This is a genomic window from Sphingobium sp. RS1, from assembly GCF_056156825.1.
Window position 1 is genome coordinate 2,433,055 of record NZ_JBLZXE010000002.1, and the last position, 16,946, is coordinate 2,450,000.

Sequence of the window (16,946 nt, forward strand, 5' to 3'; positions counted from 1 at the left end):
GCGCTAACTGCGCTGCGGAGGCCGGGCCTATGGCCGCCCTCGCGGCGCATGTCAAGGCGGGTTGCGGTCGATCATGCATTTTGCTTATGCGCATCGCATGGCTGAAACGCAGGACGAGAAAAAGGCACGGTTGGCGCAGGCGCTGCGCGACAATCTGCGCAGGCGCAAGGCGCAAGCGCGGGAGGGCGCCTCGCCGCGCCCTCCCGTTGATACGTCCGGCGACTAGAGTGTTTTGAAGTGAGCTGGCGCAGCTGACGGCTCGCAAAATGCGAAAAACAAAAGACTCCTGAAGCCTGATCCGATTCTATCCAATCGGATCAGGCTTTAAAGCGACGCGCAAGCCGCCTTGAGCCAGGCGAGCGCATCGCCCTCCATTTGCGGACCGACCAAGTCCAGCACGGCGGCGTGATAAGCGTCGAGCCAGGCGCGTTCCGCATCGCTCAGAATCTCGGTCGCGATGAGCGACCGATCGATCGGCGCGAAGGTCAACGTCTCGAAGCCCAGCATCGGCTTTTCCGCGCCTGGAACGTCGCGTTCCTCGACCAGCACCAGATTTTCGATGCGGATGCCATATTCGCCGGTCTTGTAATAACCCGGCTCGTTCGAGAGGATCATCCCTGCCGCCAGCGGCTCGTCGCCACCACCAAAAGTCGCGATCCGCTGCGGCCCTTCATGCACCGACAGGAAGCTGCCGACACCGTGGCCGGTACCATGGGCATAATCCAGCCCTTCCGCCCAGAGATATTGGCGAGCGAGCGCGTCAAGCTGACCGCCGCGCGTGCCCTTGGGGAAGACAGCGCGGGCGAGCGCGATATGGCCCTTCAGCACCAGCGTGAAGCGGTGGCGCATCTCTTCGGTCGGCGTGCCGATGGCGAGGGTACGGGTCACGTCCGTGGTCCCATCGCGATACTGGCCGCCTGAATCGACCAGATAGAGGCTGTTCAGCTCGATCGGGCGATTCGTCTTTTCCTCGACGCGATAATGGACGACCGCGCCATTTGGACCCGCACCGCTAATCGTGTCGAAGGACAGGTCTTCAAGCAGGCCGGTATCCTTGCGGAACGCCTCCAGCCGGTCCGACGCGGAAAGTTCGGTCAGGTCGCCCTTGGGCGCTTCAACCGCGATCCAGTGGAGGAAGCGGCTGAGCGCGGCGCCGTCGCGGGCTTGCGCAGCCTTGTGGCCGGCGACTTCGATATCGTTCTTGATCGCCTTGGGTAGGACGGCGGGATCGCGCAGCGAAAGGACCGTCGCGCCGCCGGCATCAAGGCCATTGAAGATCGCCGCGACCGCCCGTTCGGGATCAGCAACGACGGTCTTGCCATCAAGATCAGCCAGCGCATCGGCAAAAGCCGCGCGATCGTGAATGCGCACCGCATTGCCCAGATGCTTGGCAACGGCCTCGTCCATCTTTTCCGGGGCGACGTAGAGGTCGGCGGTCGCATCGGCATGAACGATGGCATAAGCGAGCGCGACCGGCGTGCGCTCCACATCCTTGCCACGGATGTTGAAGGTCCAGGCGATTGAATCGAGGGCTGAGAGGACGACGGCATCGGCCTTTTTCTCCGTCAGCCAGTCGGCCATGGCAGCGCGCTTTTCGGCGGCGGACTGGCCGGCGAAACGATCTTCATGCACCACCAGCTTGGCGTCGCTGGGTAGGGGGCGATCGGGCCATACGGCGTCAACAGGGTTGGTGTCGACGGCAACCAGTTCAGCGCCCTTTTCGGCCAATGCCTGCGTCGCCTGCTGCACCCAGGCGCGGGTGTGGAGCCAAGAGTCATAGCCGATGCGCGCGCCCTGCCCGGCATGATCCTTCAGCCAGGCCGCGATCGAGGTTTGCGGCACGCTTTGATATTGCCAGTGCGCGCCATCCACCTGCTCGCGAACCTGAAGCGTATAGCGGCCATCGACGAAGATGGCGGCTTCCTCCGGCAGGACCACGGCGCTGCCCGCCGATCCCTGGAATCCCGTCAGCCAGGCGAGCCGCTGCGCATAGGCGCCAACATATTCGCTCATATGCTCGTCGGTCAGGGGGACCACGAAACCGTCGAGCTTCTGGCGCACCAGTTGCGCGCGCAGGGCCTTCAGGCGATCTTCATAACTGGACATCACACTTCCCTTGGATCATTCCGGCCTCTTGCACCGGCGACAATGCCGACAACATAGAGGGGCGCGCCGGCTTATGCCAGCGCAGCCCCCGTCTGGACCATGGATAGTTAATGACCGATCAAATGCAGCCGCCTGTCGCCCAACGTCGGCCCCACAGCTTCACGCATCACGGGATCATAGTGGACGATCCCTATGCATGGCTGCGCGATCCGGGCTATCCCGACGTCAAGGACAAGGATGTGCTCGCCTATCTGGCGGCCGAGAATGGCTGGTTCGAGGGCGCAATGGCGCCGCACAAGCCGCTGCTCGACACGCTGTTCCAGGAGATGAAGGGCCGCATCAAGGAGGATGACCAGTCGGTCCCGCAGAAGGATGGCGACTATATCTACTGGCGCGCGTTCGAAACGGGTGCGCAATATCGCAAATGGTATCGCAAGCCCGTGGCAGGCGGTGACGACCAGTTGATCCTGGACGAACCCGCGCTGGCGGAAGGCCATGACTATTTCCGTCTGGGCGCCATGTCGGTCAGCCCCGATGGCCGCTACCTCGCCTATGCGATCGACACCAATGGCTCAGAACGGTTCGAGGCGCGGATCAAGGATCTGTTTTCCGGCGAGATATTGCCCGAAGTCATTCCCGACACCTTGTCTTCGTTAGTATGGACAAGCGATTCAAAAGGATTGCTGTACGGCCTCGCCAACGACAATTGGCGCACCGACAATGCGCGGTTGCACTGGCTGGGCCAGAGCGTCGACAGCGATATCGAGCTGTTCCATGAGGATGATGAGGGCTTTCGCGTCTCGATCGGCCTGACCTCCTCGGAAAAATGGATCGTTATCGCGACCGGCGACCATGTGACCAGCGAAGCCTGGCTGATCCCGGCCGACAATCCCACCGCCGACCCGTTGCTGGTGGCTGCGCGCAAGCCTGGCCGCGAATATGATGTCGACGAGCATGACGGTACGCTCTACATCAAGACCAACGACACCCACCCCAATTTCCGACTGGTGAAGGCGACTCTAGACGCGCCCGACCAGTGGGTCGAGGTGATCGCGGCCGACGCGCATTTCTACCTGACCGACTTCACATTGTTCAAGGGCTTCTACGTCACGGAAGGTCGGCAGGACGGCCTCGACCAGATCGAACTGCGTGATTACGCCACGCATAGCCCCAAGCGCATCGCCTTCCCGGAAGCCAGCTACTCAGCGAGCCTCGACGACAACCCCGAATATGACGTGACGAAGCTGCGCATCGGTTATGAATCGATGGTCACGCCCGACACCATCTACGACTATCATCTGGCGACCGGTGAACTGGAGGTGCTCAAGGTTCAGGAAATCCCGTCAGGCTATGACGCAACGGGCTATGCCGCCGAGCGGCTGATGATTGCGGCGCGCGATGGCACGCAGATTCCGGTATCGATCGTCTACCCCAAGAATTTCCCGCGCGACGGCAGCGCACCGCTGCACCTTTATGGCTATGGCGCCTATGGTCTGGCGATGGAGCCGGGCTTCTCGACCAGCCGCCTGTCGCTGCTGGATCGCGGCTTCGCCTTCGCCATCGCCCATATTCGCGGCGGCGATGACCTGGGCCAGCAATGGTATCTGGATGGCAAGCTGGACAAGCGGGTCAACACCTTCACCGATTTCGTTGATGTGGCGAAGGGGCTGATCGATCTTGGCTATAGCAGCAGGGGCAGGATCAGCATTTCAGGCGGATCGGCTGGCGGCGAACTGATGGGTGCGGTCATCAACTCCGACCCCGACCTGTGGGGCGCGGTGGTGGCGCATGTTCCCTTTGTCGACGTGCTCAATACCATGCTGGACGAGACTTTGCCGCTGACGCCGGGCGAATGGCCCGAATGGGGCAATCCGATCGAGGATGAGGCCGCGTTCCGCACGATCCAGAGCTATGATCCTTATACCCATGTCCGCGCGCAGGATTATCCGCCGCTGATGGTGACGGCGGGTCTCAACGATCCGCGCGTGACATATTGGGAGCCGGCCAAATGGGTGGCGAAGCTGCGCGCGACCAAGACCGACAGCAATATCCTGCTGCTCAAGACCAATATGGGCGCGGGCCATGGCGGCAAGTCGGGACGGTTCGAAAGCCTGCATGAAACGGCGGAAGAATTCGCCTTCATCCTGTGGCAATTGGGTGTGGAGGGCTGATGGCGTCCAGTTTCACCAAGCAGATCACCGCCCGGCCTGAGCATATCGACGTGCTGGGCCATGTGAACAATGCGGTCTGGGTCCAGTGGATGGAGCAGGTGTCGGTCGAACATTGGACGACCCATGCCCTGCCCGCCCATGTCGATGCCTATATCTGGGTCGTGACCCGGCACGAGATCGACTATCGCGGCAATGTGACCGACGGCGAGACGGTTACGGCGCGGACCTGGATTCCCGATCCGCCACGCGGCGCGCGTTTCGACCGGCTGATCGAATTCACCGGGCCCGACGGCAAGGTGAAGGTCGCGGCGCGATCAACCTGGGCGATGATAGACAAGGAATCCGGCCGGTTAATGCGCGTCCCGGCCGAAGTCGCAGCACCTTTCCTGAACCTCAGATAAAGGAACAACCTGGAAGATCAGTACGTTTCTCCGGCCGTCATGAACAATGACAGGAGAATAAAATGCATAATCATTTCGGGTCCACCATGCGCGGTCTTCTTGCCGCATCCGCCCTTGTCCTGACGGCTACGCCGGCTTTTGCCGGTGATGAGGAGCGGGCACTTGCCGCGATCGCGCAGGCACAGGGCAAGATCAATGCCGCGCAGCGCCTGCCGGCGACCAATCCCACCACGCCGGAATTGCTGGCCAAGGCGCAGGCGTCGCTGCGACTGGCGCAGGAAAGCTACAAGAGCGGCAAGGAGCAGGCCGCGATCAAGTCCGCCGTTGAGGCGCAACAATATGCCGACACGATGATCGGCGAGAACCAGCAGCAGGCCAACATGGATGCGCAGGTGCAGGCGCAGGCGACCGTGGATGCGCAGGCCGAGGCCAGCGCCGCCAACGCCCGCGCCGATGCCGCCGAACAGGCGGCCGCGTCGGCGGCCGCCGATGCCCAAGCCGCGCGCAATGCCGCCGCCTGGGCCGCGTCCAAGCCGGCGACCACCACCGTGACCACCGAAACGGTGAAGGCCGCACCGACCACGCGCAGCAGTTCCGCCAAGCGGATCGTGCGCAAGACCACGACTACCGCGCCGGCACGTACCGCTGCGGCGGAACGGACCACCACCACGGTCACCACGCAAAATTGAGGCGTCACGCCCTCCTCGATCGCCGGGCGATCAGGAGGGCGTCACCACCGTAAACATATCCTCGACGCCGGGTTCGCCCGGCCGCCCGTCCCGTTCCGCCGCCTGCCGTGCCCACATGACCGCATAGAGGCCATCGGCGCGGACCAGGTCGGCATGGCGGCCGCGCTCCACGATCACGCCCTTGTCCAGTACGATGATCTCGTCCGCATCGACCACGGTCGAGAGGCGATGGGCGACGACGAGCGTGGTGCGCTTGCGGCTGATATCGCGCAGGACGGTTTGGATTTCCGTTTCCGTGCGGCTGTCGAGCGCACTGGTCGCCTCATCCAGCACCAGAACCGGCGGGTCTTTCAGCAAGGTACGGGCGATCGCCACGCGCTGCTTTTCACCGCCCGACAGTTTGAGGCCGCGCTCGCCGACGCGAGTGGCATAGCCTTGCGGCAGGCTCATGATGAAGTCATGGATCGACGCGGCCTTCGCAGCCGCCTCTATCTCCATCTGGCTGGCGCCTTCCCGGCCATAGCCGATATTATAGCCGACCGTGTCGTTGAAGAGGACCATGTCCTGCGGCACGATGCCGATCGCGGCGCGCAGCGATGCCTGCGTCACGCCGGATATATCCTGCCCGTCGATCGATACCTGCCCCGACTGGATATCGTAGAAGCGGAAGAGGATGCGGGCGATGGTGGATTTGCCCGCGCCCGACGGGCCGACGATCGCCAGCGTCCGTCCCGCGGGCACGGTGAAGCTGACATCATGCAGGATTTCGCGGGCCGGATCATAGCCGAAGCGGACATGGTCGAAGCGCACTTCACCGCCACCCGCCTGTAGTGCAGGGGCGCCGGGCGCATCGGCAATTTCCTGCGGCGTGTCGATCAGCTGGTACATCGCCTCCATGTCGATCAGCCCCTGGCGGATGGTGCGATAGACCATACCGAGCAGGTCGAGCGGGCGGAACAGCTGCGACAGGAGCGTGTTCACCAGCACCACGTCGCCGGTGCTGAACTGCCCCCGGCTCCAGCCCCAAACGGTATAGGCCATAGCCCCGGCCATCATCAGGTTGGTGATGAGCGACTGGCCGATATTGAGCCAGGCGAGGCTGTTCTCGCTCTTGACCGCTGCCCTGGCATAGCGGCGCATCGCACTGCCGTAGCGGGTCGCTTCCCGCTGTTCGGCGCCGAAATATTTGACCGTTTCGAAATTGAGCAGGCTGTCGACCGCATGGGCGACGGCATTGGTGTCCATGTCGACCATGTCGCGGCGCAGCTGGTTGCGCCATTCGGTAACGGTGCGGGTGAACCAGATATAGAGCGCCACCATGGCGAGCGTGGCGACGACCAGGCCAGGGCCGAACTTGACGAGGAAGATGGCGCAGACCGCCACCAGTTCCAGCACCGTCGGCGCGATGTTGAACAGCAGGAAATAGAGCATCGTGTCGATGCTCTTGGTGCCGCGTTCCACGATCTTGGTGACGGCACCGGTGCGGCGATCGAGATGGAAGCGCAGCGACAGGCGGTGAAGATGAACGAAGACATCGTCGGCCAGACGCCGGCCAGCTTCCTGCCCTACCTTCTCGAACACCGCATTGCGCAGATTGTCGAACAGCACGCTGCCGAAGCGTGCCCCGGCATAGGTAGCGACCAGCGCCATGGCGAGGCCGACGGCCGGCTCCATCCCCGGCGCCATCCGGTCGATCGCCCCCTTGTAGGCGAAGGGCATGGCAAGACTGACGATCTTTGCCAGCAGCACCAGCACCATGGCGATGGCGACCCGGCGGCGCAACGCGGCCGAATCGGCGGGCCAGAGATAGGGCAGGAAGCGCCGCAATGTCGCCCAAACGGGCGGGATCGGCGTAGAATCGGGCGTGATGGGTGGCATCGGCCCCTATGTAGGCACTGTGACGCGGCGATCCAGTCAATTGGCCATCTTGTAGACACCAAAGAGACATGTGGTATCGCGCCTTGCCTGCTGCGGTGCACCATGGCAGCCTGCGCGCTCCTCCCCCTCTTCGACAAGGATGATGCGCGGCATGGAACCCTTTAGCGTGGCACTGGCGCCGGAACGGCTGTGGCAGGCGATCAACCCTCTTACCTGGACCCAGAATGGCGGGCAGATCGGCCTCATCAACATCGCGCTGGGCCAGACGGCGCGGCCCGACATAGAAAGGGCGGTGCTGAACGATGTTGGCAGCTATGGCCGGCAGATCGGGCGGATCGGCGACGCGCTGGAGGTGCTGATCCGTCATTTCGACAGCAAGGCGCTGGACGCGGCGGAGCGCGACGCGCTGACCATAGTGATGGGGCAGCTGGCGGAAATCCGCAAGGTGAAGGCGCGGGCGCGCGACGCTGACTGAATGGCGGCGTCCGCCCCCTTTTGCGTGCCGGAGACGGGGGCAAAGGGGGCGGTTGCGCCGCTTGCCGGAACAAAGGGCCGTTTTAGACTCTTTTCCTTTGTAGCAACGCGCGGCATGATGGGCCGGTTGCGGCGCATCGCAGGAGGCAAGGCAGGCGCATGTTCGGGTCTTTGTGGAAGCGGATTTTCGGAAACAAGGCTGCCGGCAACGACCAGATGTGCGAGGCGAAAGACGCCGCCCCCGTTTCCGGCCCTTCCGCTGGCCCCACTGCAAGCTATGATCCGGTCGCTGCGCTGCGCGATCTGGTGCGGCGCGACGTCGCCGGCGGCTTCTTCGACGATGATGCCATCCTGACCAACGCCAATGACGTGTTCGAGGAAGAATTGCCCCGGCCGCTGCTGCGGGTCGAGGCGTCGGCCGCGCTGCGCGCTGCGCTGGCAGAGCATCGCGCCGCCGAGCGCGACTGGTCGGACATGACCGATTGCGACCGGCTGGACGCCGCCTTCGCCGCGCTGGAGACGGAAGGCATCGTCGCGCGGCAGAATTTCACCTGCTGCGGCACATGCGGCGCATCCGAAATCTGGGACGAGATCGAGACGGCGCAGGCCGAAGGGCTGGCAGTGGAGGGCTATGCCTTTTTCCACATGCAGGACACCGAAGCGGCGGTGGAGGGGCATGGCCTTTATCTCAACTATGGCGCCTGCGAACAGGGCGAGCCGGCCGCCGTCGCGATCGGCCACCGCATCGTCGAACAACTGGAAGCCCATGGTCTGACGACACAATGGGACGGCCAGCTGGAACAGCGGATCGCCGTCCCGCTGGAATGGAAGAAACGGCGCGGCGCGGTGCTGATACAGGGATAGGCTGGCGAAGTTCACACGGTAACGCCATTTTCGGCCCGAAGCGCTCGCAAAGCCTTCGTCAGGCGCTCGCAAGGCGTCACCGATGCGCTCCCGACGCGTCCCTTCCTATTATGGCGGCAGCGCCCCCGGCCCCCATATAGACGGCCAGCGGGTGATGCATCGTCTGTTCATGCAGCATCAACGCCTCGGCCCAGTTGCGGTCGAACTCCGTGCCGGCAAGACGCTGACGCAGGCGATGCGCGCTGGACGGCGACATGCCCACGGCGCGCGCAGCATGGCGGACGCTGCCGCTTTGGAGCAAGGTGCCAAGGAAGCTGGCCTGTAGCGCCGGCGTCCAGCGGAGGCGGCGCTTTTTGGAAAGGCGAGCGGGCGGATTGGAGGGAGAAGGTTGGTCCATCCATAAGGATAGATCAGAGATTTGGCGTGTAGGACAGGATATTAGGCTGACCTGACGGCCGGTGCGCCCCTGAGCAAACCTTCGGTGCTCAAATCCTCATCTATTTCAGGCCAATGGATGCCATAACCGCCGCCTGCGATTTCCCAAATGGCACGTTCAGCGAGTGTTGCGTGCATAAGGCGGGGATACCAGGCGAGCGGCACGGAAATGGTGCGGCCGTCCATCAGGTCGACGATCAGGCTGTCCGCATCGCAACGGACGTCGGCGACGCGCTCGTCCGTGATCCTAGCCGAAATATTCATGCCATGCCTCCAGCAGGCAACCGCGATGGGTCGCCACCATCACGATTATGCCATTGATCTCCGATCGGCGGAAGCCGGTGTTCTTCGCCAGATCGACCGGATCGAGTCAGACCTTCATGGATGAGCCGCCCTTATCGACATGGACATGGGGCGGCTCATTGGGTTCGTGGCTGTAGAAATAGAAGCGATAGCCATCGAGGCGAAAGATGGTCGGCATCACATGTCCTCCGATATGAGGCCGAACCATCTACATCATAGCTTATGCCGGCGTCCAAGGCATGATTGGAAATGGTCGGTAAGACCACCTCCCTCAATCATGCTCCCGTCCGCCAGCGCCCATATAGAGTTCGCTACCGGTGGCCTTGAAGAGCCTGCTCATTTCTTCCATGCCTTTCAAGGCCGCGGCCTTGCTGGCCTCCGCCACTTCCGCGCCGGTCAGGCCCGCTTCGAGGAAACCGTCGGCAGGCTGGTTCTTCTTCGCGGCGAAATCGCGGACTTCCTGGGTGATCTTCATCGAGCAGAATTTGGGACCGCACATCGAGCAGAAATGGGCGCTCTTCGCGCCTTCGGCCGGGAGCGTCTGGTCGTGATATTGTTCGGCCGTGTCGGGATCGAGCGACAGGTTGAACTGGTCGCGCCAGCGGAATTCGAAGCGGGCGCGGCTGAGTGCGTCGTCGCGGACCTGCGCGGCGGGATGGCCCTTGGCGAGGTCTGCGGCATGGGCGGCCAGTTTGTAGGTGACGACACCGACCTTCACATCGTCACGGTCGGGCAGGCCCAGATGCTCCTTGGGCGTGACGTAGCAGAGCATCGCCGTGCCGTACCAGCCGATCTGCGCCGCGCCGATGCCGCTGGTGATATGGTCGTAACCCGGTGCGATGTCGGTGGTGAGCGGTCCCAGCGTATAGAAGGGCGCTTCGCCGCAGACCTGCAGCTGCTTTTCCATATTCTCCTTGATCTTGTGCATCGGCACATGGCCGGGGCCTTCGATCATCACTTGGACGTCTTCCTTCCAGGCGCGATGAGTCAGTTCGCCCAGCGTGTAGAGTTCGGAGAACTGCGCTTCGTCATTGGCGTCGGCGATCGATCCGGGGCGCAGGCCGTCGCCGAGCGAATAGGCGATGTCATAGGCCTTCATAATCTGCGTGATCTCGTCGAAATGCTCGTAGAGGAAGCTTTCGCGATGATGGGCTAGGCACCATTTCGCCATGATCGAACCGCCACGCGACACGATGCCGGTAACGCGCTTAGCCGCCATCGGGATGTAGGCGAGGCGGACGCCGGCATGGATGGTGAAATAATCGACGCCTTGTTCGGCCTGTTCGATCAGCGTGTCGCGGAACACATCCCAGGTCAGATCCTCGGCGATACCGCCGACCTTTTCGAGCGCCTGATAGATGGGGACGGTGCCGATCGGCACCGGCGAGTTGCGCAATATCCATTCGCGCGTGTCATGGATGTTGCGGCCGGTCGACAGGTCCATCACCGTGTCCGCGCCCCAGCGGATCGACCAGACCAGCTTGTCGACTTCGGCGGCAACATCGGAAGCGACCGCCGAATTGCCGATATTGGCGTTGATCTTCACCAGGAAATTGCGCCCGATCGCCATCGGTTCGGATTCCGGGTGATTGATGTTCGACGGGATGATGGCGCGGCCGCGCGCCACTTCATCGCGGACGAATTCCGGCGTCACATAATCGGGGATGGAGGCACCCCAGCTTTCGCCATCGCGGACATAGTCCTTCAGGCGGGCGCGGCCCAGATTCTCGCGCTCGGCGACATATTCCATTTCCGGGGTGATGATGCCGCGGCGGGCATAATGCATCTGGGAGACGTTCATGCCGGGCTTGGCACGCAGGGGGCGCTTCACGACATTCGGGAAGGGCTGGACGCCGCCGCTGCGGTCGGGGCCTTTCAGGCCATTATCCTCCGGCTTGATCGCGCGCGCGTCATATTCTTCAACGTCGCCGCGTTCGCGTATCCAGTCGCGGCGCAATTGCTGGAGGCCCGCCATGATGTCGATATGCGCATCGGGATCGGTGTACGGCCCCGACGTGTCATAGACGCGTACCGGCGGCTCGCCGCTGCCCGGCTCCAGATGAATTTCGCGCATCGCGACCTTGCGCGGGCCGACATGAATCTTCTTCGAGCCACGGATCGGGCCGGTGGTGACGCGCATTGCGGCCTGCCGGCCATTGAAGCCTTCGGCTTCGGGCATCTCGGTGCGGGCGGGGACATCTGCCATGGATTTGCCTTTCAGACGATGAGGGTGGCGCGGCCGGTGAGGCCGGCGAGGAAGAGGAGGATGCCGAGGATCAGGGCGATGCTGGCCCAGGCGCGGATGAAGCCGGTCGACCAGTGGCCGATGCGGATGAGCGGCCCCGGCACCGCGAGCAGGGTCGCGCCCTCGATCAGCGCGACATAGCCGATCAGGCTGACGATAATGGCGAGCGGATCGGTCCAGATGCTGTGAATCAGGACCAGGGTGCCGCCGACCGCAAAGACCGCGAAGCCCAGCGCCACGACCAGCCCCGGCGACCGGTTGAGATCGTCCATCACCGCCCGCCAGCGCGGCGGACTGGCGAGGCCACCAAGGCCGACGACGATCATGTAGAGGCCGAAAATCTCGGCCAGGCGCAGCGTCAGAACGGAAATCGTATCCATGGGCCGCCTCTCTTTCGTCTCTTTTCAAAGACGCAGGGCGGGCGCGGACTGCTGGTTGCTCAGAGCCGTTCCCTCCCTACGCCGGTGTCAGCCGGATCAGGTTCAACGGGTCGTGGCCACATCAGCCACCTCTCAACCGCCTGTGCGCGGTCCCCCGGGGATGCTGGACAGGATAGGGGCGAAACGGCACAAGGTCCAGCAGCTTATGTTCGATACCCCGCCCCCCGATCTTTCGACCAAGGCTGGCCGCAAGGCCTGGCGTCATGAAATGCGCATGGTGGCGGTGCGGCCGCGCCGCTGGGGGCTGTGGTTGCTGACGCTCGGTTTCCTGCTGGTGATGGCGCCCGCCGCCTTTGGCCTGCACAGCATAGCGGGCTGGTCGCCCAGCCTGTTGGGGAGCCTGCTGATGCTGGCCGCGTTCCCTTTGCTGGTCGCGGGCGCGCTGTTGCGGCGGCGATACCGGCGCGGGCGGATGATGCCGCAAAGGGAGAAATAGCCCATGAAAAGGATGATGTTGCTGGTGACTGCCGCGATGCTGACCGGGGCCGGTGCGCCCCCTGCCCCCGCTCCCGCCCCGGCGGATGATCCTTTCATCTGGCTGGAGGACTGGACCGGGCCGCGCGCGATGCAGTGGGTCGAGGCAGAGAATAGGGCGACGGTCGCCGCCTTCCAAAATGATCCGCGCTATGCCGGCTATTATAAGGACGCACTGGCCATCGCATCGGCCAAGGACCGAATCGCCATGCCGATGCTGATCCACGGCCGCATCTATAATTTCTGGCGCGATGCCGATCATCCGCAGGGCATATTGCGCTATACGTCGCAAGCCGACTATGCGACCGACGTGCCGCACTGGACGACCGTGCTCGATCTGGACGCCCTGTCCAAGGCGGACGGCAGGAAATGGGTGTGGAAGGGTGCGACCATCCTCGATCCCGAGGAACGCTATGCGCTGCTCAACCTGTCGGATGGCGGCGAGGATGCCGTGACATTGCGCGAGTTCGACCTGGTGACGGGCACATTCGTGCAGGGCGGCTTCGATATTCCCACGTCCAAGCAGAATGAGGCCTGGCTCGACAAGGATAGGCTGCTGATCGCCCGCGACTGGGGGGAAGGCAGCATGACCAAATCGGGCTACCCCTTTGTCGTGAAGATATTGAAGCGCGGCCAGCCCCTGTCGGCCGCGCAGGAAATCTATCGCGGCAGCCCGGGCGATCAGGTCGGCACCTTCCCGATGCTGCTGTCGGACGGGTCGGGGAACCGGGCAGCGTTCCTCTATCGTGGCGTCACCTTCTTCGGCAACGAGACTTACCTCGTCACCGGGGAAAGTGTGAAGAGGCTGCCCCTGCCCGCCAAAAGCCAGTTGCAGGGCATGGTGCAGGGACAGGTGCTGATCCAGACCAGCGAAGCCTGGCAAAGCGGCGGCGTGACCGTGCCGGCAGGATCGCTGGCGGCGGTGCCGCTGAGCGCCTTGCAATCCGGCGCGGTCCTGACGCCCCGGATATTGTTCGCCCCCAATGCGCGCCAGTCGATCGACGGCGTGACCGCGACGAAGAACCGGGTGATTCTGGCGATCAACGACAATGTCCGCGGCCGGGTGCTGGTCCTGGCGCCGGAACAGGACAGGTGGACGACCAGGCCGGTCACCCTGCCCGACAATGCAACCATCTCGATTGCGACGGCGACGGACAAGAGTGATGCCGCCTATCTCTCGGTCGCTGGCTTTCTGGCGCCGACGACGCTCTGGGCGATCGACGCCGCCAATCCTGCGCCGCGCCAGGTGAAGGCGATGCCCGCGCGCTTCGATGCGTCCGGACTGTTGGTAGAGCAATATGAGGCGACATCGACCGACGGGACGAAAATTCCCTATTTCATCGTCCATCGCAAGGACATGAAGCCGGACGGATCGACGCCGACGATTATGACCGCCTATGGCGGATTCGAGGTGCCGATGACGCCCAGCTATGCCGCGATCACCGGCAAACTATGGCTGGAGCGGGGCAATAGCTTCGTGCTGGCGAACATCCGCGGCGGCGGCGAATTCGGCCCGGCCTGGCATGAGGCGGGGCTGAAGACCAAGCGGCAGACCATCTATGATGATTTCGCCGCGGTGGCGCGGGATATCTTCGCCCGCAAACTCTCATCCCCCCGTCGCTTCGGCATTTATGGCGGCTCCAATGGCGGGCTGTTGATGGGGGTGGAATTCAACCAGCATCCCGACCTGTGGAACGGGGTGGTGATCCAGGTGCCGCTGCTGGACATGCTACGCTATGAGCAAATCGCGGCCGGGGCGTCCTGGGTGGACGAATATGGCAGCGTCTCGGTGCCGGAAGAGAGAGCCTTTCTCGCAAGAATTTCGCCCTATGCGAATATCCGCAAGGGGGTGCACTATCCCACGCCCTATATCTGGACCACGACCAAGGACGACCGCGTAGGGCCGCAGCATGCTCGCAAATTTGCGGCGCGACTGAAGGATTATGGCCTGCCCTATCATTTCTATGAGGATATGGCCGGGGGTCATAGTGGGGACGCGGACATAGAGCAGGGTGCCCGATTGCAGGCGATGCAGATGGTATATTTCAGCCAGCGGCTGGAGGGAGATTGAATCGGCCGCCAAGAATAGTCGGTGTTTCGCTTGGTAGCGGTGACCAACAAAAAAGCCCGCCGGATCGGCGGGCTTTTTGTTGGTTGCGGGAGTAGGATTTGAACCTACGACCTTCAGGTTATGAGCCTGACGAGCTACCGGGCTGCTCCATCCCGCGACGTTACACTACTTGTGTAGCAGTGTGATTGAAGCACAAAAAGGCGGTTACTTATGAACCGCCTTTTTATGTAATCATGAATGGGTTTTAGATATATGCGCGAGCTACAATGCCTGGCGACGCCCTACTCTTCCAGTGCTTGAGCAATAGTACCATCGGCGCAGACTGGTTTCACGGCCGAGTTCGGGATGGGATCGGGTGGGTCACAGACGCTATGGTCACCAAGCAATGAAGCTTGCGCATATAAGGGTTTTAATCGGTGCCGTGCACATGAGTGTTTGCTTGTCAAACACGGCAACAGCCGCGTTTTCATTTTCACTTGAGAAAATGAACGTTCAAACAACTTAGTAGATCTGGCTTGTTTTATAACCGCCATTTTCAACGTCTGCGCTGGTGCTTTGTCCAGTGCTGTTGTTGATGGTGGGACTCTGCGGTTCATAAGAACCGTTTAAGCGTGATCAGAGCAATTAGGACTGGTTAGCTCCATGCGTTACCGCACTTCCACATCCAGCCTATCAACGTCGTGGTCTACGACGGCTCGAAGAAATCTTATCTTGAGGGAGGCTTCCCGCTTAGATGCTTTCAGCGGTTATCCCGTCCATACATAGCTACCCTGCTGCGCCACTGGCGTGACGACAGGTACACCAGAGGTATGTTCAACCCGGTCCTCTCGTACTAGGGTCAACTCCTCTCAAATTTCGACGCCCACGGCAGATAGGGACCAAACTGTCTCGCGACGTTCTGAACCCAGCTCACGTACCACTTTAATTGGCGAACAGCCAAACCCTTGGGACCTGCTCCAGCCCCAGGATGTGATGAGCCGACATCGAGGTGCCAAACGATTCCGTCGATATGAGCTCTTGGGAATCATCAGCCTGTTATCCCCGGCGTACCTTTTATCCGTTGAGCGATGGCCCTTCCACGAGGGACCACCGGATCACTATGACCGACTTTCGTCTCTGCTCGACTTGTCAGTCTCGCAGTCAGGCGGGCTTATGCCATTGCACTCTAACAGACGGTTTCCAACCGTCCTGAGCCCACCATCGCGCGCCTCCGTTACTCTTTAGGAGGCGACCGCCCCAGTCAAACTACCCGCCACAGAGGGTCCCTGCACCGGATAACGGTGCGAGGTTAGACATCAGAAAACAACAGGGTGGTATTTCACCTATGGCTCCACGACAACTGGCGTCATCGCTTCAAAGCCTCCCACCTATGCTACACAGTTCTTTCCTAATGCCACTCTGAAGCTGCAGTAAAGGTGCACGGGGTCTTTCCGTCTAACCGCGGGTACTCCGCATCTTCACGGAGAATTCAATTTCGCTGAGCATATCCTGGAGACAGTGGGGAAGTCGTTACGCCATTCGTGCAGGTCGGAACTTACCCGACAAGGAATTTCGCTACCTTAGGACCGTTATAGTTACGGCCGCCGTTTACCTGGGCTTCAATTCAGAGCTTGCACTCCTCCTCTTAACCTTCAGGCACCGGGCAGGCGTCAGGCCCTATACGTCGTCTTGAAGCCGACTTAGCAGAGCCCTGTGTTTTTGCTAAACAGTCGCTACCCCCTGGCCTGTGCCCCCCATCAGTGCTTGCGCATAGATGGGGCCTCCTTCTTCCGAAGGTACGGAGGCAATTTGCCGAGTTCCTTCAGGATACTTCTCTCAAACGCCTTGGTATACTCTACCATTCCACCTGTGTCGGTTTAGGGTACGGTCTATACGGTGGGGCTATTTCCTGGGACACCTTCCCAGCCAGGAGCAATCCAATAAGCCCTGACCAGTTACGGCATCCGTCACACACCACCAGGCCCACGAATATTAACGTGGTTCCCATCGACTACCCCCTTCGGGCTCGTCTTAGGGGCCGGCTTACCCTGCTCAGATTAGCTTTAAGCAGGAACCCTTGGAATTTCGGCGACAGTGCATCTCACACTGTTAATCGCTACTCATGTCTGCATTCGCACTTCCGATACCTCCACGGTCGGTTACCCTTCCGCTTCAACGGCCTACGGAACGCTCCGCTACCGCTCAGTCAAAGACTGAACCCTAAGCTTCGGTGCACGTCTTGAGCCCCGTTACATCTTCGCCGCAGGATCTCTTGTTTAGACCAGTGAGCTGTTACGCTTTCTTTAAAGGATGGCTGCTTCTAAGCCAACCTCCTGGTTGTTTTGGAAATCCCACATGCTTTCCCACTTAGACGTGACTTGGGGACCTTAGCTGTAGGTTAGGGCTGTTTCCCTTT

Annotated in this window: 15 protein-coding genes, 1 tRNA gene, 2 rRNA genes and 1 riboswitch (1 of these 19 running past the window's edge); of the genes, 9 read left to right on the plus strand and 9 right to left on the minus strand. The window is 61.9% G+C overall.

Going from position 1 to position 16,946, the window contains the following annotated elements:
- Nucleotides 1–97: 97 nt before the first annotated feature.
- Nucleotides 98–226: a hypothetical protein gene (locus ACNHGR_RS13565; RefSeq protein ID WP_475288496.1), complete on the plus strand. Its 129-nt coding sequence runs from the start codon at nt 98–100 to the stop codon at nt 224–226.
- 98 nt (nt 227–324) lie between these two features.
- On the opposite strand, the gene ACNHGR_RS13570 is transcribed toward ACNHGR_RS13565, so the two are convergent.
- Nucleotides 325–2,106: an aminopeptidase P family protein gene (locus tag ACNHGR_RS13570; protein WP_475286749.1), complete on the minus strand. Its 1,782-nt coding sequence runs from the start codon at nt 2,104–2,106 to the stop codon at nt 325–327.
- A 110-nt stretch (nt 2,107–2,216) separates the two neighbouring features.
- On the opposite strand from ACNHGR_RS13570, the gene ACNHGR_RS13575 reads away from it, so the two are divergent.
- From ACNHGR_RS13575 to ACNHGR_RS13585, 3 genes are all read left to right on the plus strand, one after another.
- Nucleotides 2,217–4,277, plus strand: a complete 2,061-nt coding sequence (locus ACNHGR_RS13575) for a S9 family peptidase (protein WP_475286751.1) — start codon at nt 2,217–2,219, stop codon at nt 4,275–4,277.
- Complete coding sequence (locus tag ACNHGR_RS13580) at nt 4,277–4,678, plus strand: acyl-CoA thioesterase (RefSeq protein WP_184268389.1); 402 nt, start codon at nt 4,277–4,279, stop codon at nt 4,676–4,678. Before ACNHGR_RS13575 ends, ACNHGR_RS13580 begins: the two co-directional genes overlap by 1 nt.
- 62 nt (nt 4,679–4,740) lie before the next feature.
- Nucleotides 4,741–5,367, plus strand: a complete 627-nt coding sequence (locus tag ACNHGR_RS13585) for a hypothetical protein (RefSeq protein ID WP_475286753.1) — start codon at nt 4,741–4,743, stop codon at nt 5,365–5,367.
- 30 nt (nt 5,368–5,397) lie between these two features.
- On the opposite strand, the gene ACNHGR_RS13590 is transcribed toward ACNHGR_RS13585, so the two are convergent.
- The gene (locus ACNHGR_RS13590; RefSeq protein ID WP_475286755.1) at nt 5,398–7,245 is read right to left on the minus strand and encodes an ABCB family ABC transporter ATP-binding protein/permease; all 1,848 of its coding nucleotides are present in this window, start codon (nt 7,243–7,245) and stop codon (nt 5,398–5,400) included.
- Between the two features lie 151 nt (nt 7,246–7,396).
- Here ACNHGR_RS13590 and ACNHGR_RS13595 point away from each other — a divergent pair, with 151 nt between their 5' ends.
- The 3 genes from ACNHGR_RS13595 to ACNHGR_RS13605 all read left to right on the plus strand — a co-directional run bounded on the left by ACNHGR_RS13595 (nt 7,397) and on the right by ACNHGR_RS13605 (nt 8,908).
- Complete coding sequence (locus ACNHGR_RS13595; protein ID WP_184268395.1) at nt 7,397–7,720, plus strand: hypothetical protein; 324 nt, start codon at nt 7,397–7,399, stop codon at nt 7,718–7,720.
- Nucleotides 7,721–7,878: 158 nt separating this feature from the next.
- Nucleotides 7,879–8,583 carry a DUF6891 domain-containing protein gene (locus ACNHGR_RS13600; RefSeq protein WP_475286757.1) on the plus strand — a complete coding sequence of 235 codons (705 nt, stop codon included), beginning with the start codon at nt 7,879–7,881 and terminating at the stop codon, nt 8,581–8,583.
- Between the two features lie 82 nt (nt 8,584–8,665).
- Entirely contained in the window at nt 8,666–8,908 is a 243-nt protein-coding gene (locus ACNHGR_RS13605; protein WP_475286759.1) for a hypothetical protein, read from the plus strand.
- A gap of 113 nt (nt 8,909–9,021) precedes the next feature.
- Here ACNHGR_RS13605 and ACNHGR_RS13610 read toward each other — a convergent pair whose 3' ends face one another.
- The 4 genes from ACNHGR_RS13610 to ACNHGR_RS13625 all read right to left on the minus strand — a co-directional run bounded on the left by ACNHGR_RS13610 (nt 9,022) and on the right by ACNHGR_RS13625 (nt 11,946).
- Entirely contained in the window at nt 9,022–9,282 is a 261-nt protein-coding gene (locus tag ACNHGR_RS13610; RefSeq protein ID WP_184268401.1) for a DUF2442 domain-containing protein, read from the minus strand.
- A gap of 106 nt (nt 9,283–9,388) precedes the next feature.
- Nucleotides 9,389–9,499, minus strand: a complete 111-nt coding sequence (locus ACNHGR_RS13615) for a DUF4160 domain-containing protein (RefSeq protein WP_475286761.1) — start codon at nt 9,497–9,499, stop codon at nt 9,389–9,391.
- Nucleotides 9,500–9,592: 93 nt separating this feature from the next.
- Nucleotides 9,593–11,527, minus strand: coding sequence for a phosphomethylpyrimidine synthase ThiC (thiC, locus tag ACNHGR_RS13620; RefSeq protein ID WP_475286763.1), 1,935 nt, complete (start codon nt 11,525–11,527; stop codon nt 9,593–9,595).
- A gap of 11 nt (nt 11,528–11,538) precedes the next feature.
- Nucleotides 11,539–11,946, minus strand: a complete 408-nt coding sequence (locus ACNHGR_RS13625; protein WP_475286765.1) for a DUF2065 domain-containing protein — start codon at nt 11,944–11,946, stop codon at nt 11,539–11,541.
- Nucleotides 11,947–12,002: 56 nt separating this feature from the next.
- A riboswitch (TPP riboswitch) is annotated at nt 12,003–12,113 on the minus strand.
- Nucleotides 12,114–12,151: 38 nt separating this feature from the next.
- Between ACNHGR_RS13625 and ACNHGR_RS13630 the strand changes: the two genes are divergently transcribed.
- Nucleotides 12,152–12,442, plus strand: coding sequence for a hypothetical protein (locus ACNHGR_RS13630; RefSeq protein ID WP_475286767.1), 291 nt, complete (start codon nt 12,152–12,154; stop codon nt 12,440–12,442).
- A 3-nt stretch (nt 12,443–12,445) separates the two neighbouring features.
- Nucleotides 12,446–14,551, plus strand: coding sequence for a prolyl oligopeptidase family serine peptidase (locus ACNHGR_RS13635; protein WP_475286769.1), 2,106 nt, complete (start codon nt 12,446–12,448; stop codon nt 14,549–14,551).
- An 80-nt stretch (nt 14,552–14,631) separates the two neighbouring features.
- On the opposite strand, the gene ACNHGR_RS13640 is transcribed toward ACNHGR_RS13635, so the two are convergent.
- The 3 genes from ACNHGR_RS13640 to ACNHGR_RS13650 all read right to left on the minus strand — a co-directional run.
- Nucleotides 14,632–14,708: transfer RNA gene (locus ACNHGR_RS13640), tRNA-Met, on the minus strand.
- Nucleotides 14,709–14,819: 111 nt separating this feature from the next.
- Nucleotides 14,820–14,934 (minus strand): 5S ribosomal RNA (gene rrf, locus ACNHGR_RS13645).
- Nucleotides 14,935–15,156: 222 nt separating this feature from the next.
- A 23S ribosomal RNA gene (locus tag ACNHGR_RS13650) occupies nt 15,157–16,946 on the minus strand (it continues 1,018 nt past the right edge of the window).